Origin of the sequence: Ochrobactrum sp. Marseille-Q0166, from assembly GCF_014397025.1 — a bacterium.
GTDB lineage: Bacteria > Pseudomonadota > Alphaproteobacteria > Rhizobiales > Rhizobiaceae > Brucella.
Map to the genome: position 1 here is coordinate 915,275 of NZ_JACJUO010000001.1, position 22,800 is coordinate 938,074.

Genomic DNA, 22,800 nt, shown 5'->3' on the forward strand with positions numbered 1-22,800 from the left:
AAATTGAGGAGTTGGTATGAAGAGACGCCTTCATATAATATTTTATACTTTTATAGTTATCTTTGCCTTGGCGGGAATTTTTACCTCATTATTTTGGAAAACTATACACGAGTATTGGGCAGTTTATCAGTATGCGAAAACTTTCAAGCCGGATGTTATTGATCAAAATTTTCGAAGTCTTTATAAAACCTATTCCTCAATTCGTGTGCCTCACACAGACAATGTGAGTGCGTTACCGGTGGTGGATAAGCCATTGCCAGCGACCTATGTTTACAAAGACCAAACGCGCGAGGTCGCAGATTTTCTCAAAAAGACCGATACGACAGGCTTCATTGTGCTCAAAGACGGCATGATCATCCACGAAGAGTACGCACGTGGAAATACCGAGCAAACCCAGTCTATTGCAATGTCATTGTCGAAATCGTTCATATCATTTCTTATTGGTAATGCTGTTGATGATGGTCTCATCAGTCTTGATGAAACAGTTGATCATTATGCCCCGGTTCTTAAGGATGGTGGATATAAGGGTGTTACGGTCAAAAATGTTCTGCAGATGTCATCTGGCATTGGTTTCAACGAAGACTATGGTGATTTGAATTCAGACATTGTTCGCTATATCATCCAGATATTGACGGGTTCTGTGATCGACTTTACCGCTCATCTGAAAAGCCAGCGCCCACAAGGAACGGTCAACGAGTATGTTTCGGCTGACACACAGGTTCTCGGAATGGTTCTTGAAGGCGCGACAGGTGTTCCGCTACAAAAATACTTTCAGGATCGGCTTTGGTCCAAGCTTGGAGCAGAAGCAGATGCCTATTGGCTGACGGATTCAACAGGCGAGGTCGTTGCCGCTGGTGGTCTGAATGCTGTCCTTCGTGATTTTGCCCGTTTCGGTCTTCTTTATATGAATGGTGGGCGGAGCTACCGAGGCGAGCAAATCGTACCTGCCAAATGGGTGCATGATTCGGTTACCCCAGATGCTCCGCATCTGATGCCCGGACGTCCACTGCCTGATGGAAAAGTATCCTATGGATATGGCTATCAATGGTGGATACCAGCAGAACCCCAGGGCGATTTCGTCGGCGTAGGTATCTATGGGCAATTTATATATGTTAACCCGGCTAAGCGTGTGGTGATCGTGAAAACCTCAGCATATTCCAATTTCAATGTGGATGGAGCTGCTATGAAAGATGAAACGATTCATATGTTTCAATCAATTGCCAGCCAGCTTGAATAGGTTGAATTCATTTAAGGAATGGCCATTCAGATGGCCATTTCTGGTTTCTAACGCCTGTGACTGGTTCGGTTTCGGTTCTGGTGAGGGGGAATGAGAGTTTATGTCATCGAGAAGTGACAAAACTCAATCTTTCACCTTTACACACTAATAAAGCACCTTATTCTGCGCACTGATTTGACGGGGTGCGGATGCTATTTGAATGACGAATGAAGCTGTCTCTGGTGGGCAACCACCGCTATCCAATTTCGCGCGGCAGCTCTTGCAGTTTTTGGATCGGGTGGAATATCGCCGTATTGTGCATGCGGAAGATCTCGAAGAAATTGGACGGCTGCGTTATCGGTCCTACCGCAGTGCGAATGTGATGCATGAAGCGGAAGTACCATCGATTGTCGATGATATTGACCGTGACAGTCATGCGTTCGTTTTCGGTATCCATATTGATGGGCAGTTGGTGAGTACCTTGCGTATTCATTACATAACCGCGGATCATCGGGTTGGCACAAGTTACGCGCTCTTTCCGGATATTCTTGATCCTCTGCTTAATAATGGAATGGCTTTTGTCGATCCAACGCGCTTTGCGGCTGATCCCGATTTGCTAAGCGAATATCCGGCGATTCCCTATGTTACGTTGCGCATAGCTGCAATGGCTTCCGAATATTTTGAAGCGGATCAATGCCTTGCTTCGGTCAAGCCCGAGCATATGGCGTTTTACAAGCGCATTTTCGGAACGACGGTTATGGCCGAAGCGCGGGAGCATGAAGGCTATGGCATCAAGGTGGGGCTCGGCGCTGCACCTATTCGCAATATTCGCGACGCTGTCGCCGTCCGCTTTCCGTTCTTCAAATCACAGCCGCATGAGCGGCGTGCCATGTTTGGCAATCTCGGCAATGGTGTCGGCCCGCTGACGATCTTGCCGACAGCAAAATATACCGGATTGGGTGTCTAGCTCACGACCCATTCATTTGACGGAAATTCTGCTGCGTCAAGACGCTCAGACGGGGAACAACTCCGTTCTGCGTGTCTTTGCTTGCATATCTGGTCATTTCAGGTGACATTTCCATGCACTGAATTGGTCGTGAGCCTCATAGCGCACCAACTTTAGTTTATTCTTATAATTGCTTTTACTTTTAAAATTTATTTTGAAAATTTCTTTAAATAATTAAGTCTGGTAATTTTTAAGAATTAAAGCTATTCGGGCTTTGGAGCCGCTTTATGCGGAACGAGGGGTGCTCAAGCCATGGATGCAGGACGTTGCTCAGAACGGCTGACAACCATGTTGTATGTGCATTGAAGATTGCAGATATTCTGTCTAGACTTCGGCAAAATATCTCAATGGGTGGAACTAAAAATGGCAGAACATCACAATACGGCTCCGGCCGAACTCGGTGCGCCGATGGATTATTCCGAGCATGATAAAACCTATGCCGGTTTCACGGGGCTGGTTAAATGGGGAACTGTGGCGCTCGTAGCGCTTCTGGTTGCCATGGCGTTCGGCTTCTTTGCGGGTGGAGCTTTCTCCGCAACCGTTCTTTTCATTCTTATCTGCGTTGCTGCCTGGTTCATTCTCTAGGGATTTAAGCCAGCATTAACCCGCATGATTTGATCGAATGCCTTGGTATGGGTGCAGTTTGCACCTTGCCGGGGCTTTATGCATGTCGTCTGTTTCATCATTTAAGGGGGCTTCTTCCCGGAAGCCCGGATTGTGCCCGGCTGTGAGGTCGGATTAAGCCACGAAAGGGAAACCAGTTGGCCCAGACTATATTCATTCCGAAAGAGAGTGATCCCAACGAGACCCGCGTTGCGGCATCTGCCGAGACGGTGAAGAAATTCATCGCGCTTGGTTTTGATGTCGTGGTGGAAAAAGGTGCAGGTGAAAAATCGCGCATCATTGATGCCGAGTTTGTCACTGCTGGTGCACGTATAGGATCGACGGCTGACGCCAAAGCGGCAGATGTTATCCTGAAAGTACGACGCCCGAACGATGCGGAACTCAAAGGGTATAGGTCGGGCGCAGCACTTTTCGCGATGCTTGATCCTTACGGTCAGGAAGCAGCGGTTGCCGCACTGGCTAAGGCCGGTATTTCCGCTTTCACGATGGAATTCATGCCGCGCATAACGCGCGCGCAGGTGATGGATGTTCTCTCGTCGCAGGCCAATCTTGCCGGTTATCAGGCTGTGATTGATGCAGCCGAAGTTTATGACCGCGCTATGCCAATGATGATGACGGCTGCAGGCACAGTGCCCGCAGCCCGCGTCTTTGTTATGGGTGCAGGCGTGGCCGGACTTCAGGCGATTGCGACCGCACGTCGTCTGGGCGCGGTTGTGACTGCAACCGATGTTCGTCCTGCTGCCAAAGAGCAGGTGGCATCGCTCGGCGCGAAGTTCATCGCTGTCGAGGATGAGGAATTCAAGGCGGCAGAAACCTCCGGCGGCTATGCCAAGGAAATGTCGAAGGAATATCAGGCGAAGCAGGCGGCACTTGTTGCTGACCATATTGCCAAGCAGGATATCGTCATTACCACCGCGCTTATTCCGGGGCGTGCAGCCCCGCGTCTTGTTTCAAAGGAAATGGTTGCAGCCATGCGTCCGGGTTCTGTGCTGGTTGATCTTGCAGTTGAACGCGGCGGCAATGTTGAAGGTGCGGTTGCCGGTCAGGTTGCAGATGTGAACGGCGTAAAGATCGTTGGGCACCTCAATGTGCCGGGGCGGATTGCAGCGACTGCTTCGCAGCTTTACGCGCGCAATCTTTACGCATTCCTCGAAACGCTGGTCGATAAGGAAGCAAAGCTTCTCAAGCTTGATCCGCAGGAAGAGTTGGTAAAGGCAACGCTTCTGACCCACGAGGGCAAAGTTGTGCATCCGGCGTTTGCCAAGGCTCAAGCAGAAGTGGAACCAGTACCAGCCGTTGTGGCTGAGAAGGTTACCAAGCCGAAAGCCGCAGCGAAGGCAAAGGCGCCTGCTGGCAAGACAGAGACTGCGAAGCAAGTGGCATCTGCTCCGGCCAAGCCTGTCGCCAAGACAACCCGAAAAGCACCGGCAAAAGCTGCGAAAACTTCCGCTGATGGAGGAGAGGCATAATGTCCGATACAGCACTTGAAAAAGCTCTTGAGAGCCTCAACCAGGCGGCTGATGCAGTAAGGCAGGCAGCGGAAAATGCAGGCGGTTTGGGTGATGCAGCCGCAGCTGCCGCTCATGCTGCATCCGGTGGCGTCGTTGACCCGTTTGTCTTCCGCCTTGCGATTTTTGTTCTGTCGATTTTCGTCGGCTATTACGTTGTCTGGTCAGTGACACCTGCACTGCATACGCCGCTCATGGCTGTCACCAATGCTATTTCATCGGTGATCGTGGTCGGCGCACTTCTTGCAGTCGGTCTTTCGCTCTCTAGCTGGGCAACCGGCTTCGGCTTTATCGCGCTCATCCTTGCAAGCGTAAACATCTTTGGCGGCTTTCTGGTTACCCAGCGAATGCTTGCCATGTACAAGAAAAAAGAAAAGTGAGGGCTGAGCCATCATGAGCGTTAATCTCGCAGCCTTCCTTTATCTCGTCTCCGGTGTCCTGTTCATTCTGGCACTGCGTGGCCTTTCGCACCCAACCACCAGCCGTCAGGGTAATACCTATGGTATGATCGGTATGGGTATCTCCATCGTCACCACGCTGCTGCTGGCACGTCCAAGCTTTGGCGGTCTGGTGCTGATTATCCTCGGTATCGCCATTGGTGGCGGTATTGGTGCAGTGATTGCACGCCGCATCGCGATGACGGCCATGCCGCAGCTTGTGGCTGCCTTCCACTCGCTGATCGGTCTTGCAGCCGTGCTCGTGGCTGCCGCTGCCCTTTACTCACCGCATTCCTTTGGCATTGGCGAAGTGGGGCAGATCCACGGTCAGGCGCTGATCGAAATGTCGCTTGGTGTTGCGATTGGTGCAATCACCTTTACCGGCTCGATCATTGCATTCCTGAAGCTTGATGGCCGTATGTCGGGCAAGCCGATCATGCTGCCGGGGCGTCATGTCATCAATGCGGCCCTTGCTGCTGCAATCGTAATCCTGATTGCCGTTCTGACCAATACCGAAAGCCATTTCGTGTTCTGGCTGATCGTCATTCTGGCGCTGGTGTTTGGTGTGCTGATCATCATCCCGATTGGCGGCGCGGATATGCCGGTTGTCGTTTCCATGCTCAATTCTTATTCGGGCTGGGCTGCGGCAGGCATTGGTTTCACGCTTGGTAATCTGGCGCTGATCATCACCGGTGCGCTGGTCGGCTCGTCCGGTGCGATCCTGTCCTACATCATGTGTAAAGGCATGAACCGCTCGTTCATCTCGGTTATTCTCGGTGGCTTCGGCGGTGATGTGGCCGCTGCGGGCAGCGGCGAAGTGGAACAGCGTCCGGTCAAGCAGGGTTCGGCTGACGATGCAGCCTTCATCATGAAGAATGCATCCAAGGTCATCATCGTGCCGGGTTACGGTATGGCGGTGGCACAGGCTCAGCACGCGCTGCGTGAAATGGCCGACAAGCTGAAAGCCGAAGGCGTGGAAGTGAAATACGCGATCCACCCTGTTGCCGGTCGTATGCCGGGTCATATGAACGTGCTGTTGGCCGAAGCTAACGTGCCTTATGATGAAGTGTTTGAGCTTGAAGACATCAACTCGGAATTTGCGACGGCTGATGTTGCCTTCGTGATTGGTGCGAACGACGTGACCAATCCGGCAGCAAAGACTGATCCGCAATCGCCGATCTTCGGTATGCCGATCCTCGATGTCGACAAGGCCGGTACGGTGCTGTTCATCAAGCGCGGTATGGGCTCAGGCTATGCGGGCGTGGAAAACGAGCTGTTCTTCCGCGACAACACCATGATGCTCTTTGCCGACGCAAAGAAGATGGTTGAGAGTATCGTCAAAGCTCTCGACCATTAAAATATAACAAATTATAATTATTAGGCGTCCTGTATATCGCAGGGCGCCTTTTATATATCTTTACCCCTATAAATTTGGTAATTCCAACGGAGATATCATATTGAATTTTTAAATAAAGGATAATATCTAGAAAATTATTATTGTAAAATATATTGACAGAATTTTTTTTTATAGTTTAAAATTGCATTAATAATATACGGTTTTTTTATTCTAATTTTAAAGGGATTGCTTTAATGCGGTTTATTTTAGTTTTATTTATTTATTTTTTAGGTTTTTCTTATGCAAATGCGGAAATTATTTCTTCATTGCCAGAAAAAGAAGAAATCGTACCGGAAGTTGCAAATATATATTTTACGGATTCCGTCAGTGAACGCTCCATCTCTGAGCTTGGTGCTTCTATAAATGACATATATATCAAATATCCAACAGTAAAAAAAATAAATCTTATTATAAATAGCTTAGGTGGAAGTGTACAAGCCGGCTTTATGGCTTATACAATGATAAAAAGCTCACCGATACCAATTACAGCAATTAACGGAGGTATAACAGCGTCAGCCGCAACGTATTTTTATTGCGCTGCAAAAGAACGCCAGGCCATTCCCGGCTCTATGTTTCTTCTACACGCTGCTAATACGTATGCGAAGGCAGAAAAGCCTGATGAGTTAGAGCGTGAATTGGTTCAACTTGGTTATGTGCATAATTTTATCAATAAAATATATCGAGAATGTACAACGTTAAGCGATGATGAGATTAAAAATATCGCCAAGTCTGAATATTTAGCGAAATATTTGGATGAGGAAGAAGCAAAAACTATCAAGTTAAGCGATAAAACAGCGCAGACAATAGCGCAGCCTGACGTTTCTTTTTTCATTTTTTCGAAAGATCGAGACGAGTAATACATATTTCTATTTCGGTCGAATTATGCCTCGTATATCATCTTATCCTGCAGCGCACGCAGTTCGGCTATCTTGGAGCCGGGCTGTGGTGCTGCGTTGATATAGGTGATGAGTTCACCTTTCCGGATTGGTGCAGTGACGGTACCGTTTTGCAGCAAGCCGCAAGGAATGGCTTTTGCGGCGCGTGCTTCCGGTGTCGTCATGATCCATGAACGATAGCAATATTGACCGATGGCGTCGAGCTTATCGCCCGGTTGCAGGTCTTTCTTTGCTACCGCGCAGACTTCCGCCACCGGCTTGGGCAGCGGCACCATGTCGGATTTGCCGTACAGGACTGCGCGTGCGACTGTCAGCGGCACTTCAAGCGAGGTGAGGTGGTAAGGGCGGTGGAAGGTGAAATAGGGGCCCTTGCCGATCTTCAGATCTTCAAGGCGCTCATTCAGGCGAGGGTGGTCCATCTTGGCCACAACGAAAACACCTGGAGAAACGCCTTTGCCGATCGAATAATCAACCACGCCGCTTTTGTTAAGAACACCGCCATCCGCCTGCGGGATGAGCGTGCTGCTCAACTGGTCAATGCTGGCGCGGGGGCCGTGCATCCCGGCAATATCAGGAACGAGGCCGGTTGCATTGGCGATTGCTGCCATCTCGACCATGGTTTTCGAACCATCGATGAACTCAACCAGCAGGCGGACATTCATGTTCCGGCGGTCGGCTTCTTCCTGATAGTGGTCCGGGATCGCATCAAAATTGAGCGGATTGTTCTTACCCTTGCCAGCCGAGACCACTTCATAGCCAAGCGCTGAAACGAACTCGATCAGTTCCATGCAGGAAGACGGTTCGTCGCCGGCACCCAGCGAATAAATCACGCCCTGCTTGTCGGCCTGTGTCTTGAGGTAAGGTCCGATAGTGACATCGGCTTCAACATTCATCATCACAAGATGCTTGCCGTGCTCAATCGCCTTGATACCGGTTTCAGCGCCGACTTCGGGAATGCCGGTTGCATCGATGATGACGTCCACCAATGGATTTGAGAGGATCAGATCATTGTCTTCGGTGACTGCGATCTTGCCGCTTTCAATGGCGCTGGTCATGGCGCTTTCGCTATTGGCTTCACGCGCATTGTCATCAACGCCATAGGCCGTGCGGACAGCCTTGAAAGTGTTCGGCAGACGACGGGCAGAAAGCGCACCGACTGCAATGCCGGGCATACGGGCAACCTGTGTGACGATATCCGTACCCATTTCGCCGGCGCCGATCAGACCGATGCGGATTGGTTTTCCGGTTTCAGCACGCGCTTGCAAGTCACGCGCCAATCCAACCAGTGCCACATTCGTCGTCATAATCGTCTCCGCGAAAATTTTTGTCACGCTTCACTTGTTATAGATGCGCAATCGTTGATGAGTCTCTATATCAACAGTGACAAACGCGCATCTCAAATCGTCGCGACAAAATACGCATTCTATCGGAGCCTTTATGAGCAATGCATCCCCCTTCGACCTCGTCATCTTCGATTGCGACGGTGTTCTCGTCGACAGTGAGCCGCTTTCCTGCCGCGCGTTTGAGCAGGTTTACGCCAATCACGGCATGGTACTGCCTGAGGGTACTGTTGCCAAAGGTATTGGTATGAAGGTCGCTGATATCGCGCTTATGATTGAAGATATGACAGGGCATCGTTTGCCGGATGGCGCCACTGATGAATTCTGGCCGATCACCAGAGACCTGTTTGCCGCACATTTGGAGCCTGCTGTCGGTATTGCTGATTTTCTGAAAGTCCTGCCGCTCAAACGTTGCGTTGCGTCTTCCTCTCACCCGGAGCGCATTGCATTCAGTTTGGAGAAGACGGGTATCAACCATTACTTCGGTGATGCGGTCTATTCATCGAGCATGGTCAAGCGCGGCAAGCCTGCACCTGATCTGTTCCTTTTTGCAGCCGACAAGATGGGAGTTGATCCGGCGCGTTGCGTGGTGATCGAAGATTCACCTTTTGGTGTTGAAGGTGCGATTGCAGCCGGTATGACGGCATTTGGCTATACGGGCGGCGGTCATACTTATGAAGGTCATTCTGAACGCCTGTCTTCCAAAGGCGCAAGCCGGGTTTTCGACCATTGGGACGATATCGCCCGTGAAATACTCGTTGCAGCGTAAGGTTATGATTTGCCGGACCTTTTTTATAGGTTAAAGAAGGCGTTATTAGTTTAAGCAGAAAGTTTGAGGGCATGAAGGACGCAATTACGCTCGACCAGTTGCGCGAGGCGATCGGCACAGAAATCGGATGTTCCGAGTGGCGCGAAGTCACGCAGGAAATGATCAATCAGTTTGCGGATGCAACGGATGATCATCAGTTCATTCATGTTGATCCAGAGCGCGCTGCCAAGGAAACGCCGTTTGGTGGTACGATTGCGCATGGGTTTCTGACTTTGTCGCTGCTTTCGACGCTGGCATTCGAAGCACTGCCCATGTTGCAGGGTGCCACCATGGGCATTAATTACGGCTTCGATAAAGTGCGGTTCATGTCACCGGTCAAGACCGGTGCACGGGTGCGCGCGCGTTTCAAGCTTTCCGATGCCGATATTCGTCCATCGGGACGCGTGGTCAACCATTACGAAGTGACGCTGGAAGTGGAAAACACCGTCAAACCGGCACTGACTGCGACATGGCTTACAATTGCCGTGGTAGAGCCACCAAAGACCTGAAGCGCCACCTCTTACAGATTGATAAGCCGTCCTTCTTCATCAAGGGGGGCGGCTTTGTCGTTGTGCGTTGTCATTAGCTCACGAAACAAGAACGGACCATGTAGAAACATGCCAAAATCATAGAAGTTCATCTTTTCGGCGCCGCGCATATACAGCAGATGCATCAGGAAGAAATTGCCTTTTGAACGCTTGTAGCGGTTTTCACTATGAACATTCTTGAAGCGGATACGATTGATGAGCGGCCTGTTCTGAGGTCTGATCTTTAGCGCCTTTGCCGGATCAGAGCCATAGAAGTGGATGATGTCGGTGAGAACCTGAAATTCCGACCAGAGCACAGGACTTTCGTTGAACACCACGCGCACGTCCTCGCGCAAGCCGCGTGCCTTTGGATGCAGTGCGATCATCAGCAGGCATGAGCCGATGGCCAGCATCGACACGGGCTGTTTTGTCAGCAGGTCGGGACGCTCGCGTTGAACATCCGCCAGCGCTTCAACGGCGGGAACCGTGCCGAGGCTGTGGGCGACGATAATCACCTCGTCGGCATTGCTTTCTTCGATCTTCTTTTTCAGCGCTTCTGCAAAGGCGCGACGACGTGCTTTGAGCTTATCGTTGCGGTTATGGATCCGGTCATAGGCGGCCGACCAGTCATCAAGCAGATAGGACATGAAGAATCGGTCGCCAGGCCAGCGCACGAGCAATGTGGCGATAACTGCGGCAAGAGGCAGGGACCAAACAAGGTTCCAGTATGGGAAACCTGCAAGCATTGGCGCCGAGGCGATCAGGGCCGCTATTGCTATAATGACGATGGATAAAAGAAACGGCCACATGAAGAACATCACGAAACGCCAGCTCGTCAGCAGATAGCGGAGCAGGGTGCCCGTGAAAAAAATATTCATGAAGGCGCGAAAGCCGGTCAGCATACGCATTGGCGTCGAGCGGGCTGCGTAGTCGTCAAAAATATCCGCTGTTCCGAACTGGCAGAATTCGGTTTCGGTCTGCCAGCCGTTGCCCTGAGTCGTTGCGGTGAGTGTTCCGCAATCATCCGACTCATCTTTCATCGGAGGCACTTTGGTTTTTGCGTGCCACAAACGATCAAAATCCTTCAACGCCTGCGCATGGCGCACGCGGACAGCTTTGGGGTGCAGGCCCTCATAGCCTGTGAATTGAATAACGAGTCGTTTGCGAAAAGACATAAATCTCGACAGAGGAATCAATGAACGGGATAGACGGTACGTTTCACCAGCCTGTCGCTCATGGCCGAGCAATGAGGCTGAATTGTGCGAAAAGCGCGTGCTCTCTATCCTATCGGGCAGGATTCCGTCACTATAATTTGTCGTGAAGTCATTATTTGTGCTGAAGGTGGGGCAAAGTTTCATCTTGAGGTGGACAAAAGCCGGCTTATCTGGTAATGCGAGCCCCAATTTGCAACGTTTATGTTGCGAAGCTTGGGAGCCTTTGGGCGTATAGACAGTTGACTCTATCAGCTGAACATCGTTAAGAGACGCCCTTAATGCCTCAGGCTAAATCGAAATTCTAACCGATACGGGATTACACGTGCAGGTACTCGTCCGCGATAACAATGTTGATCAGGCTCTCCGCGCTCTTAAGAAAAAGATGCAGCGCGAAGGTATCTTCCGCGAAATGAAGATGCGTGGCCATTATGAAAAGCCATCCGAAAAGCGTGCTCGCGAAAAGGCGGAAGCCGTTCGCCGTTCGCGCAAGCTGGCTCGTAAGCGCGCACAGCGTGAAGGCCTTATCGGCGGCGGTCGTACCGCGGCTCGTTAAGAAGCCTGAAATTGGCGCTGCCTTTGTGGCGCCATTTGCTTGCCGGTGCAGCTTATGGCTCGCGCCGGTTTTTGCATGTCTGAGCCTTGGTTAAGCATTGTTGGCTTCACGAGATAAAACATGCCGATTTGAAGTGTTAGTGAACTGCCATATACTGACCTTTATTGTGGCGTTGAGCTTGTTGCGACAGATGAGCAGAATTCTGGCCAGTTGAGTTGATCTGCGGCTTTTATCTGCTGTCATCTTTTGTACGACACAATGAGAATATTATGGCTGTTAAGGCAGCCGGGGACAAAGTTGAGGGAAATTGAGGATAAACGCCTCTGTTCCACTCACGCAGAAAGGAACGCTGCCGTTGCCAACGCGCTTTAAGGTAATGCATTCGTCCGGCAAATTTGTTGCCCGTCATAGTCTGTTGGCTGCAACGGCGGTTCTGGCTCTTGGCCTTGCCGGTTGTCAGAGTTCCAGCACACATAGCGCATTGAGCACGGTTGATCGTGCGCAGGGCTCGAGCGAAAATATTGGCTCGCTCACCAGCGTCATCCAGAGTAACCCACGCGATCCTGAAGCCTACAACGTGCGCGGATCAGCTTATGGCAAGGCTCGCCGTTATAAGGAAGCGCTGCGTGATTTCGATCAGGCAATAGCGCTCAACCCGAATTTCTATCAGGCCTATGCAAACCGTGCGCTGATCTATCGTTATATGGGTGACAGCGGCAAGGCAGCGCAGGATTACAGCCGTGCGATCCAGATCAACCCGCAATATGATGCGGCTTATGTCGGACGTGGCAACGTCTATCGTCTGGCTGGACGTGCGGATCAGGCATTAAGCGATTTCAATCAGGCTATTGCGTTGCAGACGACTGATGGCCGTGCTTACCATAATCGCGGTCTGATTTATCAGTCCAAGGGGCAGCACAAGCAGGCGATTGAGGATTTTTCCAAGGCAATTTCGCTTAATTCGACAGCACCTGAGCCTTACAATGGTCGCGGCATTTCTTATGTGGCGCTGGGTGACTATGACAATGCATTCGATGATTTCAACACGGCGATTACGCTTGATGGAAACATCGCTGAGAGCTGGGCCAATCAAGCGCTGGTTTATGAACAGCGTGGTGATAAGGCGAAAGCTGCAAATTCCTATCTGCGTGCGACGCAGCTGGATCCAAACTATCAGCCAGCAAAATCCGGACTTGCCCGCACACGCAGCTAATCCATCTTTTTCAAGAATAATGAAGGCGGCGCTCTCCAAATCAGGAAGCGCCGCTTTTCTTTATCAAAAGCCGACATATAATCATTGTTATGTCGCTCTTCGATCATATCGGCTTTCAAAGCAAAGACCTTCGCCGCAGCCTTTCTTTCTATGAAAGCTGCATGCCTAAACTTGGGCTCGCTGTTATTTCACGTTCGGACAGTGGTTTCTTTGTGAGTGGTGGCGAAAGGGCGCCTGTGCCTTTTCTATGGATACACAAAGCGCAGAATGCGGATGCAGGCGTGCCCGACGGCAAGCCGGGCAATCACCTTCACTTGATGTTTACCGCGGCCAGTCGTGAAGATGTAGAGGCTTTTTTCCGGGCAGCAGTTCACGCTGGCGGCAGTGAAAGTGATGCACCTGGTTATCAGGGACCGGAAGAGATGGGGTATTACGCAGCTCTTGTTTTCGACCCTGACGGAAACACACTGGAAGCGGGCTTTCGACAGAGGGCACGATAAACACACTGCGACTGTAGTTCAAAGCGCGTATTGATCCGGCTGGATCATATCTGCGTTCTAGCCGCGTGAACGCAGATTGCGCTTGTCGAGACGATTAACGAGATAGTCGCCGATGAGCTGAATGCCGCAAACCATGATGATGAGAATAATCACCACAGCAATCATGATCTGCGTTTCAAAGCGCTGATACCCATAGCGGATCGCCAGATCGCCCAAGCCCCCCGCACCAATAGCACCAGCCATCGCAGACGCACCAATGAGTGTGATGATTGTGACGGTGAAGCCTGCAATAATGCCGGGTAGCGCTTCGGGCACCAGCACTTCGCGCACGATTGTCCAGCGGTTTGCGCCCATTGAACGGGCAGCCTCCACGAGGCCGTTATCCACTTCGCGCAATGAGACTTCAGCGATACGTGCATAATAGGGAATGGCTGCAATCGACAATGGCACGATGGATGCCCATGTGCCGATCGATGTGCCGACGACAAAACGCGTCACCGGAATGAGTGCCACCAGCAGAATGATGAAGGGCACGGAACGGAAACCGTTGATGATGGCACCGAGTATGGTGTTGATTGTCAGATTTTGTGCAAGACCACCACGTTCCGTCAGAATCATGACGAGGGCCAGCGGCAGGCCGACAACCAGCGAAATCAGGCTCGAAAAGCCAGTCATGATGATGGTCTCCCAGAAGGAGCGCCAGAGAAGATCAAGCATTGCCTGAGACATAGCCGAGAACCTCCGTGGCGTCTGCATGGGTGTTAAGATAGGCGAGTGCGGCGCCCAATGTTGCTTTGTCCTGCGTGGGCAGGCCAATGAACATGGTTCCAACCGGCTCGCCCTGAATGGTATCCATGCCGCCATGGATCAGTTGAAGCGCAATTCCGGTTGCAAGTGTTGCTTCGCTGAAGAACGCGCCCTTGGCGGCGTTTCCTGAAAGCTTGACCTTGAGAATGGCAAGGTCGCCGGTCTTTTCGAGGCGCTCGCGCCACACGGCAGGCAGTTCCGGCTCCAGCACCTGCAACATGCTTTGCGTGATGGGCGAGCGCGGATTGGCGAAGACTTTCCAGACCGGACCTTCTTCCGCGATTGCGCCATGATCCAGAACGATCACCCGATCGGCGATGCGGCGGATGACTTCCATTTCGTGGGTGATAAGCAGGATTGTCAGACCAAGCTTTGTGTTAATGTCTTTGAGCAGCGACAGAATCGACTGGGTTGTCTCAGGATCGAGTGCCGAGGTGGCTTCGTCAGAAAGCAGCACGGCGGGTTCGGCAGCAAGTGCACGCGCAATGCCGACACGCTGCTTCTGCCCACCGGAAAGCTGTGCCGGATATTGCTTTGCCTTGTCGGAGAGACCGACGAGATCAAGCAGTTCTGCCACGCGCTTGATGCGTTGGGCTTTTGGCATGCCTGCAATCTTGAGCGGCAAGGCCACGTTCTGCGCCACCGTTTTTGCCGACATGAGGTTGAAGTGCTGAAACACCATGCCGATGCGGCGGCGCACAGGGCGCAGCGCGTCTTCACCAAGACCGGTGATTTCACGGCCCTCAATCTGGATTGAGCCGCTGTCCGGCTTTTCGAGGCCGTTGACGCAGCGGATCAGCGTGGACTTGCCGGCGCCGCTGCGGCCGATGATACCGAGAATTTCGCCGCGTGCGACGGAAAGAGAGACGCCGCTGATCGCAGCCGTTTCGCCGAACATTCGGCGCACGTCTTTCATTTCGACGATGGGCGCTAATGCAGCAGTTGGCTGTTCAATGGTCACGGTCGTTTCTTCTATAGTTAGATGCTCCGCTGCAAACAGCGGCAAACTGCAATCGGATGAGGCTTCCAGGAAAGATGGGATCTGACTAAGCCATGGAGCTCGCGCTCGCCGCCGATGCTTTTGGGCAATTTTTTTGCTTACGTCAATAAAAGCCGCGCCGGAAATGCTTCTCCGGCGCGGTCTTTCAGTCACTTATAGCAATTAGTTCCAGGCTGGAATGCCTGTGCCCTTGTAAACGCGGTCGAGCTCAGCCTTCACTGCGTCGTTCTGGAAGGAAGCAACAAGGTTCTTCACCCAGTCAGCGTTTTCATCTTCGGTGCGGACCGCGATGAAGTTGTTGTACGGGTTGTTTTCCTTGGATTCCCAGCCGATGGCTTCTTCCTTCTTGAGACCTGCCTTGCCAGCCCAGTCGTTGTTCACGATGGCAACATCCAGATCATCAATCGAGCGACCGACAACACCGGCATCGAGTTCCTTGATTTCGATCTTCTTGGGATTTTCAATGATATCGATTGGCGTTGCGAGAATGCCAGCTTCTGGCTTCAGCTTGATGAGGCCCTTTTCTTCAAGCACGCGGAGCGCACGACCTTCATTCGAAGGATCGTTCGGCACGCCGACGACAGCGCCTTCCTTCAGTTCATCGAGGCTCTTGATCTTGCGCGAATAGACGCCGATTGGCCAGACAGCGGTGTAACCTGCAACGCTGATCTTGTAGCCGTGCTGCTTGATCTGTTCGTCGAGGTAAGGCTTGTGCTGGAAGGCGTTCGCGTCGATTTCCTTGCGTTCCAGCGCTTCATTTGGCTGGTTGTAGTCGTTGAAGGTCACGCGTTCGATGATGAGGCCGTGCTTCTTGCCTTCTTCCGCAACGACTTTCCAGACGTCTTCATCTTCGCCGCCCATGATACCGACCTTGATGGTCTTGTCTTCTGCATGGCTTGGTGCGGCTGCAAAACCAACGGTGAGGGCTGCAACGGTGAAGAGAGCAGCTTTCAGACCCGCGCGGCGGGTTAGCGAATAGCGGGAAAGGACTGACGACATTCTTATGTTCCTTGTCTAAAGTTTTTTGGAGAGCCGGTCCTGGAAAGTGATCATGTTAGATGATCTTTCTCCCCCTGCCCACCTTGATGCCGATAATTCCCGTTTGTATTCCAATAAACAAGAAAAATTATTTCAGCTTCACGCGATTCAGCGATGGTGAAATTGCGTTCACAGGCGCGTGAGCGGATTGCCATTTCCGCTCATGCGGCTTACCTGAATCTGGTTCTAGAGCGGTGCCGAAAAGATTGAATCGTTGGGGCCGCTATGTATATTTTTACGCATTATCCAGTGCAAAACCGCTACGCACTTTTGCGGGAAATGCTTTCATTATCCGCAATAATCATCTGGGCGGCCTTCTCGGCAATCATCAAAGTGGGTGAGTTCGTGTTTCCGGAGGTGATTGCGGGCATGACCGAGGCATCGGCCACGCGCAGCCCCTCAATACCGTTTACGCGCAGGCGCGGATCGACGATCGCTTCTGTATCGGTGCCCATTCGGCAGGTTCCGACCGGATGGAAAATGGTTGTACCAATATCGCCCGCTGCTTTTTCCAGTTGTTCCTGTGTTTCATAGCTTGGTCCGGGCTTGAATTCTTCCGGCCGATATTTCTGCAAAGGTGCCTGTGCTACAATATGGCGGGTGAGGCGGATGGCGTCGGCTGCAACGCGGCGGTCAGTTTCCGTGGAAAGATAGTTCGGGCGGATGGCCGGTTGGGTGCGGTGATCAGGGGACTTGATATGAATCGAACCACGACTCTCGGGACGCAGATTACAGACCGATGCGGTGAAGGCCGGGAAGGGGTGGACGGCCTCGCCGAATTTCTCAAGGCTCAATGGCTGCACATGATATTGCAGATTGGCTGTTTCATAGGACGGGTCTGAGCGGGTGAAAGCACCGAGCTGGCTGGGTGCCATCGACATGGGCCCAGAGCGACGCAGGAAATATTCAAGGCCGATCATGGCTTTGCCAAAAAGCTTGCTCGCCTTTTCATTGAGCGTTGGAATGCCGGTCACTTTATAAGCGCAGCGCAGTTGCAGATGATCCTGCAGGTTTTCGCCCAACTGTTTGCGTTCAAGTTTCAGTGGAATGCCCGCCTGTTGCAGCACATCACCGCGTCCCACACCTGAAAGCTCCAATATTTGCGGTGAGCCGACGGAACCGGCTGCGAGAATAATCTCGCGTTTTGCCCTGACGGTTCGCGTTGTCCCGTTCTGATCGAAAGTCACACCGGTTGCGCGCAGCTCTTCGATCTCGATGCGGCGAACATGCGCGCCGGTTTCAACATAGAGGTTCGGGCGATCAAGGGCCGGTCGCAAAAAGGCCTTGGCCGTATTCCAGCGAATGCCGCGCTTCTGGTTGACCTTGAAATAGGACACACCTTCATTGTCACCACGATTGAAATCGTCGGTTGCTGGAATCCCGGCTGCAACGGCCGCATCACGAAAAGCATCCAGAATGTCCCAGTGCAGACGGGCACTTTCGACACGCCATTCGCCACCCGCACCATGCAGCTCGCTTGCGCCTTCAAAATAGTCTTCAGACTTTTTGAAGAAGGGCAGCACGTCGTCCCAGCCCCATCCATCGCAACCGGCCTGTCGCCACAGATCATAATCGCGAGCCTGTCCGCGCATATAGATCATGCCATTGATGGAAGAGCATCCGCCAAGCACCTTGCCGCGCGGATAGCCGAGTGAGCGTCCGTTCAGGCCTGGTTCTGCTTCCGTGGTGAAGCACCAGTCGGTGCGCGGATTGCCGATGCAATAGAGATAGCCGACGGGGATATGTATCCACGCGTAATTGTCTTTGCCGCCTGCTTCAAGCAGCAGCACGGAACGGTTTTTATCTGCGGAAAGCCGGTTCGCAAGCGCACACCCTGCCGTGCCCGCGCCAACCACGATGTAATCGTAGGTGTCGGTCATGATTTCATATCCAGTAAAAAGGTGGAGCCGCTATCTGATGAGCGTGCGGCTCCGGGAACGTCGGTTATCCGAACAATTTCTTTCCAAGCCGCGATGCATAAAACTCGCCTACGATTCCTTTACGGAAGAGGAGAACGCAGGCCATGAAGATGATGCCGGTTACGATTGTGACGGGGAAGTCGGAGGTTGCGAGATAGTTCTGAAGAGCGACCACGAAGGCTGCACCGACGATTGGTCCAATCAGCGTTCCGATGCCTCCAAGCAGGGTCATCAGGATCACCTCGCCCGACATCTGCCAGCCCACATCGGTCAATGTTGCGAACTGGAAGACCAGTGCCTTCATGCCGCCTGCAAGACCCGCAAGCGCTGCCGACATCACAAAGGCTGCAAGCTTGTAGTGATTGACGGAATAGCCCAGTGACACGGCGCGGCTCTCATTTTCGCGCACTGATTTGAGGATCATTCCGAACGGCGAATTGATGATACGCCAGATTGCAAAAACCCCGATCACGAAGAGTGCCAGCACCAGATAATACATGTTCATTTGCTGGTTGAGGTCGATGATGCCAAACAGATAGCCGCGTGGCACACCCTGAAGACCATCTTCGCCATGGGTGAAGGCTGCTTGCAGGCAGAAGAAGAAGAACATCTGCGCAAGCGCCAGCGTGATCATCGTTGAATAAATACCCTGACGGCGGATGGCAAGATAGCCGATGATGAGGCCGAGACCTGCGGCTGTGAGCATGCCAAGCAGAATGCCGATTTCTGGCGTCACACCCCAGACCTTGACCGCATGAGCCGTCACATAGGCAGCGCCGCCAAAGAAGGCTGCATGGCCAAACGACAGAATGCCGGTATAGCCGAGCAGCAAATTGAAGGCGGAGGCAAAGAGCGCGAAGCACAGCATCTTCATCAGGAAGATCGGGTAGACCATGAAAGGGGCTGCGATCAGGCCGATGAGGGCGATGACCAGAACGACTGCCGACAGGCTGTTGAGCGTTGAGGCTTTGGCCTGATGAGTTGCCGTTGTTGCTTTAAGAACAGTATCAGTCATATCAGGCCTCCTTCCCGAACAGTCCGGCGGGTCGCACCAGAAGGACGATAGCCATGATAACGAAGATGACGATGCTGGAGGCTTCAGGATAGAAGACCTTGGTCAGCCCCTCAGCCAGCCCGAGCACATAGCCGGTGATGATGGCGCCAAGGATCGAACCCATGCCGCCGACCACAACCACGGCAAAGACCACGATGATAATATTGGACCCCATCAGTGGGCTGACCTGATAGATGGGTGCCGCCAGAATTCCGGCAAATCCGGCAAGTGCCGCACCGAGCGCATAAGTGAAGGTAAGCAGCAGTGGCACATTGATGCCGAAAGCTTTGACCAGTGTCGGGTTTTCGGTTGCAGCACGCAAATAAGCGCCAAGCTTGGTCTTCTCGATCAAAAGCCACGTGCCAATACAGATGACGAGTGACGCCACCACCACCCATGCGCGATAGTTGGGCAGGAACATGAAGCCGAGATTATTGCCGCCCGCAAGTGATGGCGGCACCGCATAGGGCTGACCGGCAGCGCCATAATAATAGCGGAAGGTGCCTTCGATTACGAGCGCCAGACCAAAGGTGAACAGCAGGCCATAAAGCGGATCAAGATTATAAAGCCTTGAAAGCGCAACGCGCTCGATGATGGCGCCGCCCAGACCCACGATCAGCGGAGCCAGAATAAGCGCTGGCCAATAGCCAATGCCAAGGCCGCTCAACAGCAGATAGCCGACAAAGGCGCCGAGCATATATTGCGCGCCATGGGCAAAATTGATGATGCGCAAAAGCCCGAAGATGATGGCGAGGCCAAGGCTCAGAATTGCATAGAAAGACCCGTTGATAAGGCCGACGAGCAATTGCCCGAGAAAGGCCTGCAAAGGGATGCCGAAGATCATTGTCATTGGTTCAGACCCCCAGTGCTTCATTGAGTGCTGCCATGCGTTGCGGCAGCTCGGTGGTGGGGAAGTTCTCCGTCACCACGCCATGATCCATCAGATAAAAGCGGTCCGCGACCTTGGCGGCAAAGCGGAAGTTCTGCTCGACCAGAAGCACGGTCATGCCGCGTTTCTTGAGCTCGACCAGCACATCGCCGATGCGCTGGATGATGACGGGTGCAAGCCCTTCTGTCGGCTCATCAAGCAGCATCACCTTCACGCCGGTGCGCAGGATACGGGCAATGGCCAGCATCTGCTGTTCGCCACCCGAAAGCTTGGTGCCGGGGCTGTTGCGACGCTCATAGAGATTGGGAAAGAGTTCGTAAATCTCGTCGAGCGACATGGCGCCACTGCCTTTGCCGACAACCGGCGGCAGCAGCAGATTTTCATGCACATTAAGCGTTGCAAAGATCCCGCGTTCTTCCGGCACAAAGCCAAGACCCGTGCGGGCAATGCGATGCAGCGGCACGCGCATAACGTCTTTGCCATCAAGCGTGATGGTACCGGTCCGCTTGCGGATGATACCCATGATCGCACGCAGCGTGGTGGTCTTGCCGACACCGTTGCGGCCTAAAAGCGTGATGGTTTCGCCGGGCCAGATATCAAGATCCACGCCGTGCAGCGCATGGCTTTCACCATACCAGGCATTGAGCCCGCGCACCGAAAGCAGGGGTTGGCCTCTATTCATGTTCAGTTCCCATATAAGCCGTGCGGACGCGCTCATCTTGTGCGACGGTGGCATAAGTGCCCGATGCGAGGATCTCGCCGCGTTGCAGCACTGTGACCTGGTGAGCGATGTCGGCGACAACCTTGAGATTGTGTTCGACCATCAGCACCGCGCGATCTTTGGCCACGTCGGTGATGAGGGCTGCAATTGTGTGGACGTCTTCGTGGCCCATACCTGCCATTGGCTCATCGAGCAGCAGCACTTTCGGATCGAGCGCCAGTGTGGTGGCGATTTCAAGCGCACGCTTGCGGCCGTAGGAAAGATCGGCGGCCAGCGCATGACGGGCATCGCCAAGGCCGACGCGCTCAAGAAGCGCAATTGCCTTTGTATCCAGTGCATCAAGGGCGGATAGTGAGCGCCAGAACTGCGTGGCCAGACCACTCGGACGCTGAAGTGCGACCTTCACGTTTTCCAGCACCGTCAAATGCGGAAAAGTTGCGGAAATCTGGAACGAGCGCACAAGACCCATCCGCGCCACTTTGGCAGGATTGGTTTTGGTGATGTTTTCGCCAAGAAGCATAATCTCGCCGCTTGTCGGCTGGAGGAATTTGGTGAGCAGGTTGAAAACGGTCGTCTTGCCCGCACCATTCGGCCCGATCAACGCATGAACACGCGCGTGCTCCACATCGAGATCGACATTCTTCACCGCATGAAAACCGCCAAACGACTTACCCAGCCCACGCGCCGAAAGAACTATCCCAGACGGCTCTGCTCCTCGCAGAGCCGTGACATTCTCAATTGCTGTCTTCATCCCATTAGCCTCTTATTGTGTGACCAGTGGGCAACCGCTTTCTTCCGGCTTCATGTAAGCCTGATCGCCGGGGATGGTGGCCAGCACCTTATAGTAGTCCCATGGAGCCTTGCTTTCGTCAGGCTTTTTCACTTCCATCAGGTACATATCGTAGATCATGCGGCCATTGGGTCCGACCTTGCCGTTGCGGGCAAAGACGTCATTGACCGGCATTTCATGAAGCTTTTTGGCGACAGCTTCTGTTTCGTCGGTGCCTGCTTCCTTGATGGCTTTCAAATACTGAAGAACTGCCGAATAAGTGCCTGCCTGGATCATGTTCGGCATACGGCCAGTGCGGTCGAAAAAGCGCTTGCTGAACTCACGCGATTCGTCGTCGCGATCCCAATAGAAACCTTCGGTGAGCGTCAGGCCTTGTGCCGCATCAAGGCCAAGTCCGTGTACTTCCGCGAGCGTGAAGAGCAATGCCGCAAGGCGCTGGCCACCGGCAACGATGCCGAACTCCGCAGCCTGTTTGATCGCGTTGGATGTGTCGAGGCCGGCATTGGCAAGGCCAACAACTTTCGCGCCTGATGCCTGTGCCTGTAGCAGGAAGGAAGAGTAGTCGGTGCTGCTCAGCGGATGACGAACCGAGCCAAGAACTTTACCGCCCTTGGATTCGACGAACTTCGAGGTCTGCTCTTCGAGCGAGTAGCCGAAGGCGTAGTCGGCTGTCAGGAAGTACCAGGTGTCTCCACCCTGTTCGACGAGCGAGCCGCCAGTGCCGACCGCCAGCGCGTGGGTGTCATAAGCCCAATGGAAGCCGTAAGGCGTGCATTGCTTGCCCGTAAGCTCCGATGTCGCAGCACCCGTATTGATGGTAATTTTCTTTTTGTCTTTGGAGAGTGCCTGAACGGCGAGCCCCACGGAAGAGCTGGTCAGCTCCATGATCGCATCGACCTGTTCGGTATCATACCACTGGCGGGCGATATTGGCCGCAACATCCGGCTTGTTCTGATGGTCAGCAGTGATGATTTCAATCGGCGCATCCAGCACCGTGCCGCCAAAATCCTCCGCAGCCATTTTGGCCGCCTCATACGACCATTTGCCGCCGAAATCAGCATAAACGCCAGACTGGTCGTTCAGAATGCCGATTTTGACTTTGCCGTCTGATATTTCCGCTGCGGATGAAATTGCGGTGGCAGCAAAAAGTGCAGCCGTAGCAAATGCAAAAAGTTTCATTCAGTGCTCCTCCCAAAAAGCGTGTGTCCGTCTCGATAGAATCGAACGGTATCCTCCGTTCGAGCGCGTCTCGATCTGTCAGGATCCGTTCAGCGCTCTCATTGTTTGTTCTGATGCGCATCTTTTTCCGAAAACCATTCCACACTTCTCGGAATGCGCTTTGAA

23 protein-coding genes are annotated in these 22,800 nt (G+C 52.8%); 12 read left to right on the forward strand and 11 right to left on the reverse strand.

Annotated elements, in window-relative coordinates; translation table 11 throughout:
- The first annotated feature begins 16 nt into the window (after positions 1-16).
- The 7 genes from H5024_RS04365 to H5024_RS04395 all read left to right on the forward strand — a co-directional run bounded on the left by H5024_RS04365 (position 17) and on the right by H5024_RS04395 (position 7,044).
- Entirely contained in the window at positions 17-1,237 is a 1,221-nt protein-coding gene (locus H5024_RS04365) for a serine hydrolase (RefSeq protein WP_187544193.1), read from the forward strand.
- Positions 1,238-1,436: 199 nt separating this feature from the next.
- A complete protein-coding gene (locus tag H5024_RS04370; RefSeq protein WP_187544194.1) occupies positions 1,437-2,183 on the forward strand; it encodes an acetyltransferase in 747 nt (248 codons plus the stop codon).
- 402 nt (positions 2,184-2,585) lie between these two features.
- A complete protein-coding gene (locus H5024_RS04375) occupies positions 2,586-2,807 on the forward strand; it encodes an aa3-type cytochrome c oxidase subunit IV (RefSeq protein ID WP_187544195.1) in 222 nt (73 codons plus the stop codon).
- Between the two features lie 176 nt (positions 2,808-2,983).
- Entirely contained in the window at positions 2,984-4,315 is a 1,332-nt protein-coding gene (locus tag H5024_RS04380; protein ID WP_187544196.1) for a Re/Si-specific NAD(P)(+) transhydrogenase subunit alpha, read from the forward strand.
- Positions 4,315-4,734 (forward strand): NAD(P) transhydrogenase subunit alpha, encoded by a 420-nt coding sequence (locus H5024_RS04385; protein ID WP_187544197.1) that lies wholly within the window; start codon positions 4,315-4,317, stop codon positions 4,732-4,734. Before H5024_RS04380 ends, H5024_RS04385 begins: the two co-directional genes overlap by 1 nt.
- A gap of 13 nt (positions 4,735-4,747) precedes the next feature.
- Positions 4,748-6,148 carry an NAD(P)(+) transhydrogenase (Re/Si-specific) subunit beta gene (locus tag H5024_RS04390; protein ID WP_064320963.1) on the forward strand — a complete coding sequence of 467 codons (1,401 nt, stop codon included), beginning with the start codon at positions 4,748-4,750 and terminating at the stop codon, positions 6,146-6,148.
- 233 nt (positions 6,149-6,381) lie between these two features.
- On the forward strand, positions 6,382-7,044 hold the full coding sequence (locus H5024_RS04395) for an ATP-dependent Clp protease proteolytic subunit (RefSeq protein ID WP_187544198.1): 663 nt from the start codon (positions 6,382-6,384) through the stop codon (positions 7,042-7,044).
- A gap of 23 nt (positions 7,045-7,067) precedes the next feature.
- Here H5024_RS04395 and H5024_RS04400 read toward each other — a convergent pair whose 3' ends face one another.
- On the reverse strand, positions 7,068-8,387 hold the full coding sequence (locus tag H5024_RS04400; protein WP_187544199.1) for a 1-deoxy-D-ribulose 5-phosphate reductoisomerase: 1,320 nt from the start codon (positions 8,385-8,387) through the stop codon (positions 7,068-7,070).
- 133 nt (positions 8,388-8,520) lie between these two features.
- On the opposite strand from H5024_RS04400, the gene H5024_RS04405 reads away from it, so the two are divergent.
- Both H5024_RS04405 and H5024_RS04410 read left to right on the forward strand, forming a co-directional pair.
- A complete protein-coding gene (locus H5024_RS04405; protein ID WP_187544200.1) occupies positions 8,521-9,192 on the forward strand; it encodes an HAD family phosphatase in 672 nt (223 codons plus the stop codon).
- A 71-nt stretch (positions 9,193-9,263) separates the two neighbouring features.
- Complete coding sequence (locus H5024_RS04410; RefSeq protein ID WP_187544201.1) at positions 9,264-9,740, forward strand: MaoC family dehydratase; 477 nt, start codon at positions 9,264-9,266, stop codon at positions 9,738-9,740.
- An 11-nt stretch (positions 9,741-9,751) separates the two neighbouring features.
- Here H5024_RS04410 and H5024_RS04415 read toward each other — a convergent pair whose 3' ends face one another.
- Positions 9,752-10,933, reverse strand: a complete 1,182-nt coding sequence (locus H5024_RS04415; protein ID WP_187544202.1) for an alpha/beta hydrolase — start codon at positions 10,931-10,933, stop codon at positions 9,752-9,754.
- A gap of 361 nt (positions 10,934-11,294) precedes the next feature.
- Here H5024_RS04415 and rpsU point away from each other — a divergent pair, with 361 nt between their 5' ends.
- The 3 genes from rpsU to H5024_RS04430 all read left to right on the forward strand — a co-directional run bounded on the left by rpsU (position 11,295) and on the right by H5024_RS04430 (position 13,238).
- A complete protein-coding gene (gene rpsU, locus H5024_RS04420; protein WP_187544203.1) occupies positions 11,295-11,525 on the forward strand; it encodes a 30S ribosomal protein S21 in 231 nt (76 codons plus the stop codon).
- 376 nt (positions 11,526-11,901) lie between these two features.
- Positions 11,902-12,738, forward strand: a complete 837-nt coding sequence (locus H5024_RS04425; RefSeq protein ID WP_187546595.1) for a tetratricopeptide repeat protein — start codon at positions 11,902-11,904, stop codon at positions 12,736-12,738.
- Positions 12,739-12,827: 89 nt separating this feature from the next.
- Positions 12,828-13,238, forward strand: coding sequence for a VOC family protein (locus H5024_RS04430; RefSeq protein ID WP_187544204.1), 411 nt, complete (start codon positions 12,828-12,830; stop codon positions 13,236-13,238).
- Positions 13,239-13,295: 57 nt separating this feature from the next.
- On the opposite strand, the gene H5024_RS04435 is transcribed toward H5024_RS04430, so the two are convergent.
- The 9 genes from H5024_RS04435 to H5024_RS04475 form a co-directional block, all read right to left on the reverse strand.
- Positions 13,296-13,967: a methionine ABC transporter permease gene (locus H5024_RS04435; protein ID WP_187544205.1), complete on the reverse strand. Its 672-nt coding sequence runs from the start codon at positions 13,965-13,967 to the stop codon at positions 13,296-13,298.
- Positions 13,948-15,006, reverse strand: coding sequence for a methionine ABC transporter ATP-binding protein (locus H5024_RS04440; protein ID WP_187544206.1), 1,059 nt, complete (start codon positions 15,004-15,006; stop codon positions 13,948-13,950). The genes H5024_RS04435 and H5024_RS04440 overlap by 20 nt, the downstream gene beginning before the upstream one ends.
- A gap of 201 nt (positions 15,007-15,207) precedes the next feature.
- A complete protein-coding gene (locus H5024_RS04445; RefSeq protein WP_187544207.1) occupies positions 15,208-16,044 on the reverse strand; it encodes a MetQ/NlpA family ABC transporter substrate-binding protein in 837 nt (278 codons plus the stop codon).
- A gap of 299 nt (positions 16,045-16,343) precedes the next feature.
- A complete protein-coding gene (locus tag H5024_RS04450) occupies positions 16,344-17,963 on the reverse strand; it encodes a GMC family oxidoreductase N-terminal domain-containing protein (protein ID WP_187544208.1) in 1,620 nt (539 codons plus the stop codon).
- A 64-nt stretch (positions 17,964-18,027) separates the two neighbouring features.
- On the reverse strand, positions 18,028-19,017 hold the full coding sequence (locus H5024_RS04455) for a branched-chain amino acid ABC transporter permease (protein WP_187544209.1): 990 nt from the start codon (positions 19,015-19,017) through the stop codon (positions 18,028-18,030).
- A gap of 1 nt (position 19,018) precedes the next feature.
- Positions 19,019-19,906 carry a branched-chain amino acid ABC transporter permease gene (locus tag H5024_RS04460; protein ID WP_187544210.1) on the reverse strand — a complete coding sequence of 296 codons (888 nt, stop codon included), beginning with the start codon at positions 19,904-19,906 and terminating at the stop codon, positions 19,019-19,021.
- 4 nt (positions 19,907-19,910) lie between these two features.
- Positions 19,911-20,627 (reverse strand): ABC transporter ATP-binding protein, encoded by a 717-nt coding sequence (locus H5024_RS04465; protein WP_187544211.1) that lies wholly within the window; start codon positions 20,625-20,627, stop codon positions 19,911-19,913.
- The gene (locus H5024_RS04470) at positions 20,620-21,417 is read right to left on the reverse strand and encodes an ABC transporter ATP-binding protein (protein ID WP_187544212.1); all 798 of its coding nucleotides are present in this window, start codon (positions 21,415-21,417) and stop codon (positions 20,620-20,622) included. Before H5024_RS04470 ends, H5024_RS04465 begins: the two co-directional genes overlap by 8 nt.
- Before the next feature lie 12 nt (positions 21,418-21,429).
- Entirely contained in the window at positions 21,430-22,635 is a 1,206-nt protein-coding gene (locus H5024_RS04475) for an ABC transporter substrate-binding protein (protein WP_187544213.1), read from the reverse strand.
- Positions 22,636-22,800: the final 165 nt, after the last annotated feature.

Excerpts from the sequence above, each read along its gene's own strand:
- H5024_RS04370 (WP_187544194.1), top strand. The coding sequence starts at position 1,437 with ATGACGAATGAAGCTGTCTCTGGTGGGCAACCACCGCTATCCAATTTC.
- H5024_RS04425 (WP_187546595.1), top strand. The coding sequence starts at position 11,902 with ATGCATTCGTCCGGCAAATTTGTTGCCCGTCATAGTCTGTTGGCTGCA.
- H5024_RS04390 (WP_064320963.1), top strand. The coding sequence starts at position 4,748 with ATGAGCGTTAATCTCGCAGCCTTCCTTTATCTCGTCTCCGGTGTCCTG.
- H5024_RS04450 (WP_187544208.1), bottom strand. The coding sequence starts at position 17,963 with ATGACCGACACCTACGATTACATCGTGGTTGGCGCGGGCACGGCAGGG.
- H5024_RS04405 (WP_187544200.1), top strand. The coding sequence starts at position 8,521 with ATGAGCAATGCATCCCCCTTCGACCTCGTCATCTTCGATTGCGACGGT.
- H5024_RS04415 (WP_187544202.1), bottom strand. The coding sequence starts at position 10,933 with ATGTCTTTTCGCAAACGACTCGTTATTCAATTCACAGGCTATGAGGGC.
- H5024_RS04400 (WP_187544199.1), bottom strand. The coding sequence starts at position 8,387 with ATGACGACGAATGTGGCACTGGTTGGATTGGCGCGTGACTTGCAAGCG.
- H5024_RS04475 (WP_187544213.1), bottom strand. The coding sequence starts at position 22,635 with ATGAAACTTTTTGCATTTGCTACGGCTGCACTTTTTGCTGCCACCGCA.
- H5024_RS04375 (WP_187544195.1), top strand. The coding sequence starts at position 2,586 with ATGGCAGAACATCACAATACGGCTCCGGCCGAACTCGGTGCGCCGATG.
- H5024_RS04365 (WP_187544193.1), top strand. The coding sequence starts at position 17 with ATGAAGAGACGCCTTCATATAATATTTTATACTTTTATAGTTATCTTT.
- H5024_RS04445 (WP_187544207.1), bottom strand. The coding sequence starts at position 16,044 with ATGTCGTCAGTCCTTTCCCGCTATTCGCTAACCCGCCGCGCGGGTCTG.
- H5024_RS04395 (WP_187544198.1), top strand. The coding sequence starts at position 6,382 with ATGCGGTTTATTTTAGTTTTATTTATTTATTTTTTAGGTTTTTCTTAT.
- H5024_RS04410 (WP_187544201.1), top strand. The coding sequence starts at position 9,264 with ATGAAGGACGCAATTACGCTCGACCAGTTGCGCGAGGCGATCGGCACA.
- H5024_RS04385 (WP_187544197.1), top strand. The coding sequence starts at position 4,315 with ATGTCCGATACAGCACTTGAAAAAGCTCTTGAGAGCCTCAACCAGGCG.
- H5024_RS04460 (WP_187544210.1), bottom strand. The coding sequence starts at position 19,906 with ATGACAATGATCTTCGGCATCCCTTTGCAGGCCTTTCTCGGGCAATTG.
- H5024_RS04465 (WP_187544211.1), bottom strand. The coding sequence starts at position 20,627 with ATGAATAGAGGCCAACCCCTGCTTTCGGTGCGCGGGCTCAATGCCTGG.
- H5024_RS04430 (WP_187544204.1), top strand. The coding sequence starts at position 12,828 with ATGTCGCTCTTCGATCATATCGGCTTTCAAAGCAAAGACCTTCGCCGC.
- H5024_RS04470 (WP_187544212.1), bottom strand. The coding sequence starts at position 21,417 with ATGAAGACAGCAATTGAGAATGTCACGGCTCTGCGAGGAGCAGAGCCG.
- H5024_RS04435 (WP_187544205.1), bottom strand. The coding sequence starts at position 13,967 with ATGTCTCAGGCAATGCTTGATCTTCTCTGGCGCTCCTTCTGGGAGACC.
- H5024_RS04455 (WP_187544209.1), bottom strand. The coding sequence starts at position 19,017 with ATGACTGATACTGTTCTTAAAGCAACAACGGCAACTCATCAGGCCAAA.